4 protein-coding genes are annotated in these 3067 nt (G+C 69.0%); 1 reads left to right on the top strand and 3 read right to left on the bottom strand.

Annotated elements, in window-relative coordinates:
* Positions 1 to 243: hypothetical protein (locus ENN83_RS03600; protein ID WP_287184206.1), on the top strand; the 243-nt coding region annotated here is incomplete at its 5' end.
* A 432-nt stretch (positions 244 to 675) separates the two neighbouring features.
* On the opposite strand, the gene ENN83_RS03595 is transcribed toward ENN83_RS03600, so the two are convergent.
* The 3 genes from ENN83_RS03595 to ENN83_RS03585 are packed head-to-tail and all read right to left on the bottom strand — an operon-like array spanning position 676 to position 3007.
* Positions 676 to 978 carry a 4a-hydroxytetrahydrobiopterin dehydratase gene (locus tag ENN83_RS03595; protein ID WP_287184204.1) on the bottom strand — a complete coding sequence of 101 codons (303 nt, stop codon included), beginning with the start codon at positions 976 to 978 and terminating at the stop codon, positions 676 to 678.
* Positions 975 to 2189 (bottom strand): GNAT family N-acetyltransferase, encoded by a 1215-nt coding sequence (locus ENN83_RS03590; protein ID WP_287184203.1) that lies wholly within the window; start codon positions 2187 to 2189, stop codon positions 975 to 977. The genes ENN83_RS03595 and ENN83_RS03590 overlap by 4 nt, the downstream gene beginning before the upstream one ends.
* Before the next feature lie 47 nt (positions 2190 to 2236).
* Positions 2237 to 3007, bottom strand: a complete 771-nt coding sequence (locus tag ENN83_RS03585) for a glycerophosphodiester phosphodiesterase family protein (RefSeq protein ID WP_287184201.1) — start codon at positions 3005 to 3007, stop codon at positions 2237 to 2239.
* Positions 3008 to 3067 lie beyond the last annotated feature (60 nt).

Genomic DNA, 3067 nt, shown 5'->3' with positions numbered 1-3067 from the left:
GACCGGCAGGACGGCACGATGCCAATGCAGACCCTGCGCAATGCCCGCGTCCACGAGGCGTTCCGCTACGCCACCGGGTGGGTCCGCTATCCCGCCCCGGTCACCCCGCAACTCGACATCGCCGCCCCGATCGACATCGCGGACCTTGCCGGGGCGCCGGGCAAGCCGCGCCCGCTGGCGCGTTTCATCCCCGATCCCGTCCCGCATGGCATGGCGCTCCCGCATGGTCCCGGTCGGATTTAAAAGAACGATCGGTTCAGAAATCGACACGCAATTTCGTGATGCAAACATTCGTGAACCCGCGCAGGCATGGCCCTGCGGCCCGCCTGCCCGAAGCCCGGTCCAGTGCCGCCAGCCTTCGGGACCGATCTCGCCTTTCGCGTCGCATCGCAGGATGGCGCCACCGCGTCATCGCCCGACGCGCGCCCGCGGGTCCGAAGAAGACGGCGCCGGTCCTCTGCCGCGTCCTCCTCATCCCGCGGACCAGGCCCCCCGCCCGGCGGCCCGGTCCCGCGCGCGGCTCAGGGCCGATGCCCTGCCCTCGGCGTCAGCCGGGGCGCGCCCGGGTGGCACCGGCTATCGGGTGGACGCCCGCAAAAGGTCCGATGGAAGTCCGATGGAAGTCCGATGATTTTCCGATTTCCCGAAACCGGCCCCTCCGGCCGGTCCGGACGGTCACGCCGTTCCGGCCAGCGCGTCCATCCGGCGGGCCAGGTCCACGTCCCGCGCGGTCAGCCCGCCCGCGTCATGGGTGGTCAGCACCACCTCGACGCGGCGGTAGACATTGCGCCATTCGGGGTGATGGTCCAACTTCTCGGCCCAGAGAGCGACCCGCGCCATGAACCCGAACGCCTCGACGAAGTTCTTGAACTCGAACGTCTTTTGAAGGGCATCCCGGCCCTCGTCCAACACCCAGCCCGCCGCCAGAAGCGGCGCCAATGCCTGTATCCGCGCGTCCCCGGTCAGTGTGTCGCTCATGTCTCCTCCGTCGTGACCCTGCGAAACGGCCCGTACTCGGTCAGCACCTCGATCTCCTCCTCGACGGCGTCGCGCTCGGCCCGCAGATATTTGGCAACTGCCCCCCGCAATCCCGGATCCGCGATCCAGTGCAACGAATTGGTCGCCACCGGCAAATACCCCCGCGCCAGCTTATGCGCCCCCTGCGCCCCCGCCTCGACGGTGGCAAGGCCCTGGGCGATGGCATGGTCGATGGCCTGATAATAGCACAGTTCGAAATGCAGGCAGGGGTGGTCCTCGATGCAGCCCCAGTAGCGCCCGTAAAGCCTTTTGCGGCCAATGAAATTCAGCGCCCCCGCCACGGGTCGGCCGTCGCGTTCGGCCAGCACCAGCAGCATGTCGTCGCGCAGCGTTTCCTGTGCGCGGTCAAAGAAGGCGCGCGTCAGGTAGGGGGTGCCCCATTTGCGCGCGCCGGTGTCCTGGTAGAAACGCCAGAAGGCGTCCCAATGCTCGGGCCGGATCGCGTCGCCCGCATAGTGGCGAATTTCTCCGCCAAAACCCTGCGCCGTCGCGCGTTCCTTGCGGATATTCTTGCGCTTGCGCGACGAGAGGTCGGCGAGGAAGGCATCGAAATCGGCATAACCGCGGTTTTCCCAGTGGAATTGCTGGGTGACGCGGTGCATCAGGCCCATTTCGGCCCCGGCCAACGCCTCGGCCTCGGTGCAGAAGGTGACATGGACCGAGGACAGCCGGTTGCGCGCCACCAGTTCCACCGCGCCCTGCACCAGCGCCGCCATGCCCGTTTGCCCCGCCTCGGGACGCACCAGCAAGCGCCGCCCCGTCGCGGGGGTGAAGGGCACGGCGATCTGAAGCTTGGGATAATAGCGCCCGCCCGCCCGGTCATAGGCATGGGCCCAGTTGTGGTCGAAGATGTATTCGCCCTGGCTGTGGGTCTTGGCGTAAAGCGGCGCGACGGCAAGGATCGCGCCGCGCTGCCGGGCCACCAGATACTGGGGATGCCAGCCGGTGCCGGGGCCGACCGAGCCGCTGTCTTCCAGCGCCTTGAGGAAGCGATGAGTGGTGAACGGATCCTCTGGCCGCCCGCCATCCCCGGCTTCGGGACAGGCGCAGGCATCCCATTCGGCCGGGGCGATCTGCGAAATCGAGGTCACGACCTCGATCTCGATCCGCGCCTCTTCGGTCTGCACGGTGTCAAGCTGCCCTTCGGCCATGCGCGCCCTCCTGTCCGCCCGATCAGATGGGCCGGGCCGGGCGCGGGTCAAGCGGCAGGGCGGGTCGCGGCGTAGCCCTCGAAGGTGACGTTCTGCGCAAGCGACCGGGCGATGGCCTCGTCCTGCGGGCTGCGGATCGTCCAGCACAGGATGGCGGCGCCTAGGGCGCGCAACTCGGCCACCCGCGGCCGGGACAGGTCCGACCAGCGATGCGAGATGAACGTGGCGCCGACCCGGTCGAAATCGGGGATTTCCCGCAGCAACTTTCGCACCGGGCCGGGCAGGCCGGGCCAGCCCGGACGCTTGTAGGCGCAGGTGGTGATTCCGCGGGGAATGTCGGGCGCGGCCTCGGCCAGCGCGGCGACGGAATGGGGATTGAAGGACATCACCGCCACCGGCCCCTCATAGCCTGCCAGCGCGCGGGCGACGGCGCGTTCCAGCGCGCCCACCTCGCGGCCCATTGCGCCATCCTGATCCTTGATCTCGATCAGCACGGGCACCCGGCCTGCGACCTCGTCCAGCACCTCGTCCAGCGTGGGGATCGCGCTGGCGCCGCCCAGAAGCGGGAAATCCCGCAGTTCGGCCCGGCTGCGCTGGCGGATCGAGCCGGTGCCGCCGGTCAGCCGCTTGAGGTCATAGTCGTGGAACACCATCGCCGCCCCGTCCGACGAAGGCTGGATGTCGATCTCGATGCCATAGCCCGCCGCCAAGGCAGCGCGCACGGCTTCGATCGAGTTCTCGGGCCGGCCCGCGCCGCGGTCGTGGAAGGCGCGATGGGCAATGGGCGTGTCCAGGAACGCGCGCGGCAGGGCGGTCATCGGATCTGGAAGATCCCCTCGATCTCGACCGCGACGCCAAAGGGCAGCGCGGCCGCGCTG

This window comes from Rhodovulum sp. (assembly GCF_011048875.1).
GTDB classification, from domain to species: domain Bacteria; phylum Pseudomonadota; class Alphaproteobacteria; order Rhodobacterales; family Rhodobacteraceae; genus Rhodovulum; species Rhodovulum tesquicola.
Note: the sequence above shows the minus strand (reverse complement) of the source record. Positions and strands in the feature narration are given on the sequence as shown.

Coding starts and splice junctions, on each gene's coding strand:
- ENN83_RS03590 (WP_287184203.1), bottom strand. CDS start 2,189: ATGGCCGAAGGGCAGCTTGACACCGTGCAGACCGAAGAGGCGCGGATC.
- ENN83_RS03595 (WP_287184204.1), bottom strand. CDS start 978: ATGAGCGACACACTGACCGGGGACGCGCGGATACAGGCATTGGCGCCG.
- ENN83_RS03585 (WP_287184201.1), bottom strand. CDS start 3,007: ATGACCGCCCTGCCGCGCGCGTTCCTGGACACGCCCATTGCCCATCGC.